The sequence below is a fragment of the Mycobacterium sp. genome (assembly GCF_049673265.1).
Taxonomy (GTDB): Bacteria; Actinomycetota; Actinomycetes; order Mycobacteriales; family Mycobacteriaceae; genus Mycobacterium.
The window spans coordinates 1-5806 of the sequence record NZ_JBATXN010000330.1; the positions used below are offsets into that span (position 1 = coordinate 1).

General features: G+C 63.6%; 7 protein-coding genes. 1 reads left to right on the plus strand and 6 read right to left on the minus strand.

What is annotated here, in order from left to right; translation table 11 throughout:
* The 6 genes from WBF82_RS11590 to WBF82_RS11615 all read right to left on the minus strand — a co-directional run.
* A partial coding sequence (locus WBF82_RS11590; RefSeq protein ID WP_424383180.1) for a lipid-transfer protein occupies positions 1–787 on the minus strand: 787 nt, incomplete at its 3' end.
* A gap of 11 nt (positions 788–798) precedes the next feature.
* Positions 799–1200, minus strand: coding sequence for a MaoC family dehydratase (locus WBF82_RS11595; RefSeq protein ID WP_424383175.1), 402 nt, complete (start codon positions 1198–1200; stop codon positions 799–801).
* The gene (locus WBF82_RS11600; protein WP_424383176.1) at positions 1197–2156 is read right to left on the minus strand and encodes a bifunctional MaoC family dehydratase N-terminal/OB-fold nucleic acid binding domain-containing protein; all 960 of its coding nucleotides are present in this window, start codon (positions 2154–2156) and stop codon (positions 1197–1199) included. The genes WBF82_RS11595 and WBF82_RS11600 overlap by 4 nt, the downstream gene beginning before the upstream one ends.
* Positions 2153–3316 (minus strand): acyl-CoA dehydrogenase FadE29, encoded by a 1164-nt coding sequence (gene fadE29, locus WBF82_RS11605; protein ID WP_424383177.1) that lies wholly within the window; start codon positions 3314–3316, stop codon positions 2153–2155. Before fadE29 ends, WBF82_RS11600 begins: the two co-directional genes overlap by 4 nt.
* Positions 3301–4320 (minus strand): acyl-CoA dehydrogenase family protein, encoded by a 1020-nt coding sequence (locus WBF82_RS11610; protein ID WP_424383178.1) that lies wholly within the window; start codon positions 4318–4320, stop codon positions 3301–3303. The genes fadE29 and WBF82_RS11610 overlap by 16 nt, the downstream gene beginning before the upstream one ends.
* Positions 4320–5585, minus strand: coding sequence for a cytochrome P450 (locus tag WBF82_RS11615; RefSeq protein ID WP_424383179.1), 1266 nt, complete (start codon positions 5583–5585; stop codon positions 4320–4322). The genes WBF82_RS11610 and WBF82_RS11615 overlap by 1 nt, the downstream gene beginning before the upstream one ends.
* Positions 5586–5704: 119 nt before the next feature.
* Here WBF82_RS11615 and WBF82_RS11620 point away from each other — a divergent pair.
* Positions 5705–5806, plus strand: a 102-nt coding sequence (locus WBF82_RS11620; RefSeq protein ID WP_424383181.1) for a hypothetical protein, incomplete at its 3' end; no start/stop codon positions are given.

Here is a 5806-nt window from a genome sequence, read left to right on the forward strand (position 1 = left end):
GGTAGTAGCTGACCATCGTGTACTGGTCGGGGCTCGAACCTTGAGCCGCTGCCTCGATGACCGCGGGCCGGTGCTTGAGATCCTTGGCGCGCTCGGCCGACGTCACCACAATCGCCACTGCGCCATCGGTCTCCTGGCAGCAATCCAACAGACGCAACGGCTCGGCGATCCACCGCGAATTCTGATGGTCCTCAATGGTTATCGGCTTCTCGTAGAAGTAGGCCTTCGGGTTCTTGGCGGCATGCTTGCGGTCGGCCACCGAGATCACACCGAAGTCCCGACTGGTCGCGCCGGACATGTGCATATACCGCTGAGCGATCATCGCAACCTGCGCCGCCGGCGTCGAAAGCCCGTGTGGATAGGAGAAGGAGTTGTCCGCCGCCGTCGAATCTGCTTGCGCGCTCGCGTCTCCCACCAGCCGGGTCTGCACCTGGCCGAATCGCATCCCGGACCGCTCGTTGAAGGCCCGGTACGCCACCACCACATCGGCCACGCCGGTCGCGACGGCCATCGCGGCGTGCTGGACAGTCCCGCATGCCGCACCGCCGCCATAGTGGGTCTGGGCGAAGAACTTCAGCTCACCGATGCCCGCGGCCCGCGCGACGGCGATCTCCTTATTGGTGTCCATCGTGAAGGTGGTCAAGCCGTCGACATCGGACGGACTCAAACCCGCATCGTCCAGGGCGTCCCGGACTGCCTCCGCGGCCAGTCGCAGCTCACTGCGACCGGAGTCCTTGGAGAAGTCGGTGGCACCAATGCCGACGATGGCAGCTCGACCACTGAGCAAGCCCGGTGACATCAAGCATCCCCGATCGTCAGCGTCGTGGTGGCGATGACGTGATCGCCAAGGCTATTGCTGCCCACGACTTTTACCGTGATCAGGCCGTCGTCCACCGCGGTCACTTCACCGGCGAACGTCACCGTGTCGTAGGCATACCAGGGCACACCGAGCCGCAGCCCAATCGACTTGATCAACGCCGACGGCCCAGCCCAGTCGGTGATGTAGCGCTGCACCAAACCGGTGTCGGTGAGGATGTTGACGAAGATGTCCTTCGACCCCTTGGCTTGTGCCAAGTCGCGGTCGTGGTGCACGTCCTGAAAGTCCCGGGTGGCCAGCGCCGTCGAGATGATGAACGTGGGATCCCCGTACAGCTTCAGCTCGGGCAGCTTGGTGCCGACCGCTATCGTCGGGGCGCTCATGCGTCAGGCTCCCACGCGTAAAGCGACCACTCCGGTCCGCTCTCACCGGCCGGAAAGTCGATATAGGTTGCCCTCACAGGCATTCCGATCTTCACCTCAGCATTGTCGACGCCGCGCAGCTCACCGAGCATCCGCACTCCCTCGTCCAGCTCGACGAGTGCGATCACGAACGGCAGTGTGCGGCCAGGCACCTTCGGAGCATGGTGCACCACAAAGCTGAATACCGTCCCCTTGCCGCTGGCTACCACGAAGTCGATCGGCTTGGCTTTGTCCTGCCAGATAGCGGGCACCGGCGGGTGCTGCAGGCTACCGTCCTGCAGCCGCTGAATCCGCAACTCGTGCGCCTTTACGCCCTCCCAGAAGAACGCGGTATCCCGCGACACCGCCGGTCGCATCATCGCGTCGGCATCCAGGTCCGCAGGAACGGCCGCCGCACTCTGCGACTCCCGGGGCTTGAATTTGAGGATCCGCCACTCCATCTCGGCGACATCTTCATCGCCCACGCGCCAGGTGATGTGCTGGTTGATGAACCAGCCCTCGCCGAGCGCTGTCTGCTTGGGACCGACCACGTCGCGCATCTCGGAGGCGATGCTGACCTGCTCGCCGGGCCGCAGATACCGGTGGTAGGTCTGTTCGCAGTTGGTGGCGACCACGCCGACGTAGCCGGCGTCGTCGAACAGCTTCATCATCGGCCCCATGGGGTCGTCGGTCGGGCGGTCACCAGCCAGCCCGAACATCGTCCACACCTGAATCATCGCCGGGGGCGCCACAATTCCCGGGTGTCCCGCCGCGCGTGCGGCGGCTTCATCGCGGTAGATCGGGTTCGTGTCCCCGAGGGCTTCCACCCAGTTGTTGATTGTCGGCTGGTTCACCGGATCCCGCCCGGCGCGTGGCTTGGCGACGACGGTGGCGGTGATCTCTTCGACGGTTTTCTTGATGACGTCCACGTCGGTCATCGAGGAACCCGCGGAACTTTGAGACCCGACGCCGCGATCATTTCGCGCATCACTTCGTTGACGCCGCCGCCAAACGTGATGACCAGATTGCGCTTGGTCTGCGAGTCGAGCCACTCGAGAAGCTCGGCAGTATCCCGCTCGGCGGGGTTGCCATACTTGCCGACGGTCTCTTCGGCGAGCCGCCCGACGTACTGAACCCGTTCGGTGCCAAAAACTTTCGTCGACGCGGCATCCGCCACGTTGATCTCGTCGCCAGCGGCCGCCACCTGCCAGTTGAGCAGCTCGTTGATCCGCCACATCGCGTGAATCTCACCGAGAGCGCGCTTGACGTCGTCGTGATCGATCGGAGTGACGCCGTCACCGCCCGGCTTAGATGCCCAAGCGTGCACGCGGTCGTAGATCGCAGCGAATCGACCCGCGGGACCCAGCATTACCCGCTCGTTGTTGAGCTGCGTGGTGATCAACCGCCACCCGCCGTTCTCCTCGCCCACCAGCATGTCGGCCGGTACCCGCACGTCGTTGTAGTACGTGGCGTTGGTGTGGTGGGCGCCGTCGGACAGGATGATCGGTGTCCAGGAGTAGCCGGGATCCTTGGTGTCGACGATTAGGATCGAAATACCCTTGTGTTTAACGGCTTCCGGATCGGTGCGGCATGCCAACCAGATGTAGTCGGCGTCATGCGCACCGGTGGTGAAGATCTTCTGCCCGTTGACGATGTACTCGTCGCCATGGCGCACGGCCGTGGTCCTCAACGATGCCAGGTCGGTTCCGGCCTCCGGCTCGGTGTAGCCGATCGCGAAGTGCACCTCACCGGCCAGGATGGCCGGCAGGAACTTCTTCTTCTGCATCTCGCTACCGAACACCTGCAGCGTCGGCCCCACCGTCTGCAACGTCACGGCGGGCAACGGCACGTCGGCGCGATGGGCCTCGTTGACGAAGATCTGCTGCTCGATCGGACCGAAGCCCAAGCCGCCGAACTCCTTCGGCCACCCGACGCCGAGCTTGCCGTCCTGACCCATCCGGCGGATCACCGCGCGATAGGCGGCGTTGTGACGGTCTTCCCCCATCGCCTTCATCTCGTCAGCCGATATCAGATTCGAAAAGTATTGCCGTAGCTCGGCTTGCAGCTGTCGCTGCTCCGGGGTCAGTTCGATGAACATTGCGCTCCCACCAAATCAAGACGATGAGAAGGCCCGCCCAGCAGCCGGGTCAGGTCCTTGATCGTGGAGTAATACCGGTGCATCGGATAGGTGATGTCCATGCCCATCCCGCCGTGCAGGTGGTGGCAGATTTGCATCACCGGCGGCGCCTGCGAGCTGATCCAGTAGCCGAGTACGTCAAGATCATCACTTGCGTCTCGGCCTTCGGACAGTCGCCAGATCACCGATGTCGACGCCAAATCGATGGTCCGCGAAGCGATGTAGACCTCGGCGAGCTGAGCCGCGACGGTCTGGAAGGTGGACAGTGGCTTACCGAACTGGTGTCGGTTCGCGACGTAGTCGGCCGTCAACCGCAATGCGCCGGCAACCAGACCGGCGGCATAAGCACCGATTCCCGCCAGCGCCAACTGATTCGCCCGCTGAGTCGTCGCACCGACCAGCACGTCCTGTTCGCCCACCGCGACATCGGTGAACGTGACGACGTACTCGTCGGATCCGTTGGACGTCGGCGTCTTCGCCACTTGCACGCCCTCGGCCTTCGGTGACACCACGACCACGGCGCTGTCGGCCGTGACGAGCATCCACTCTGCATTTTCGGCATACCCGACACCGACTTTCGTGCCGGACAGTCGACTGTGCACGAAGGTCGTCGCCGGCCTTTCGGGCAGCGCAGTGCCGGGTTCATTGAGCGCCGCGGTCAGCAGCGAGCCCTTGGCCAGGCCGGCGAGATAACGATCCTGCTGCTCGTCGGACGCCAAATCCAGCAGCGGCACGGCACCGAACCCCAGGGTCGTCAGCGCCGGGCCGATCAGGCCGTGGCGACCGATCTCGGTCAGCGCCGTCGCGATCTCGGGCAGTCCGACACCGTCGCCGCCCAGCCGCTCGGGGACCGGCAGCGCAGTTACGCCACCCGCTACCAACGCTTCCCAGGTGTTGTCCCTGTCCAGTACCGACGTGACGACGTCGGCGACAGCCTGTTGCGCTGGATCCGGCGTGAAGTCCATTAGTGGTCCACCGGGCACTTGCCGGTGTAGTCGACCTGCCAGTGCTTGATGCCGTTGAGCCAGCCGGACCGCAGCCGCTCGGGCGTCGAGATCGGTTTGAGGTCAGGCATATTGTCGGCGACCGCGTTGAAGATCAGATTGATCGTCATCTTCGCCAGGTTGGCGCCAATGCAGTAATGCGCGCCGGTACCGCCGAATCCGACGTGCGGGTTGGGGTCGCGCAGGATGTTGAACGTGAACGGGTCCTCGAAGACCCCTTCGTCGAAGTTGGCCGAGCGGTAGAACATGATCACCCGTTGGCCCTTCTTGATCTGCACACCAGACAACTCGTAGTCCTCCAGCGCGGTGCGCTGGAAGCAGGTGACCGGGGTGGCCCACCGCACGATCTCATCGGCGGCGGTTTCCGGTCGCTCCTTTTTGTAGAGCTCCCACTGGTCGGGGTGATCAGCGAAGGCGATCATGCCCTGCGTGATGGAGTTGCGCGTGGTCTCGTTGCCGGCCACCGCGAGCATCACCACGAAGAAGCCGAACTCGTCATCGGTGAGTTTCTCCCCTTCGATGTCGGCCTCGATCAGCTGGGTCACGATATCGTCGCCGGGGTTCTTGGCCTTTTCCTCGGCCATCTGCATCGCGTATTGGATCAACTCAAACGACGACAATTTCGGATCGATGTCGGCGTACTCCGGGTCGTCGTTGCCGGTCATTTCGTTGGACCAGCGGAACAGCTTGTCGCGGTCTTCCTGGGGCACGCCCAACAGACCCGCGATCGCCTGCAGCGGCAGCTCACAGGACACCTGCTCGACGAAGTCGCCGGATCCGGCGGCGGCCGCCGCCTTCGCGATCTTCTGGGCACGTTCGCGCAGCTCCTCTTCCAGCCGCCCGACGGCGCGCGGTGTGAAACCACGGGAGATGATCTTGCGCAGCCGGGTGTGGTGCGGAGCGTCCATATTCAGCATCACGAACCGTTGGACCTCGATGTCCTCGCGGGCGATCTCGTTGTTGAACCGCGGGATCACCCCGTTTTCGTAGCTGGAGAAAATATCGCTGCGCCGCGACACCTCTTTGACGTCGTCGAGCTTGGTGATGGCCCAATATCCGCCGTCGTGGAAGCCACCGCCGTTGCCCGGCGCTTGTTCGTTCCACCAGATCGGCGCGGAGGCTCGCAGCTCGGCGAACTCCTCCATCGGCAGGCGCTCGGTATAGATGTCAGGGTCGGTGAAGTCGAACCCTGCGGGAAGGTTGGGGCCTGAACCAACGACAGCCATCAGTGCGCTCCTCAATGCAACGTGTTCTAGTGCCAGTAAAACATGCCTTCGCCGCAGACCAAAAGGCGTCAGAGCATCGTCGCTTGTCAGGGTAATGAAACGTGTTCTAGCCTGACCTCATGGGTAACCCGGTAATTGTTGAAGCCACTCGCAGCCCGATCGGCAAGCGCGCCGGATGGTTGTCCGGCCTGCACGCCACCGAGCTGCTGGGGGCTACGCAG

Bases quoted from the DNA above. Each gene is read 5' to 3' on its own strand.
- WBF82_RS11615 (WP_424383179.1), bottom strand. From the start codon at position 5,585: ATGGCTGTCGTTGGTTCAGGCCCCAACCTTCCCGCAGGGTTCGACTTC.
- fadE29 (WP_424383177.1), bottom strand. From the start codon at position 3,316: ATGTTCATCGAACTGACCCCGGAGCAGCGACAGCTGCAAGCCGAGCTA.
- WBF82_RS11595 (WP_424383175.1), bottom strand. From the start codon at position 1,200: ATGAGCGCCCCGACGATAGCGGTCGGCACCAAGCTGCCCGAGCTGAAG.
- WBF82_RS11600 (WP_424383176.1), bottom strand. From the start codon at position 2,156: ATGACCGACGTGGACGTCATCAAGAAAACCGTCGAAGAGATCACCGCC.
- WBF82_RS11610 (WP_424383178.1), bottom strand. From the start codon at position 4,320: ATGGACTTCACGCCGGATCCAGCGCAACAGGCTGTCGCCGACGTCGTC.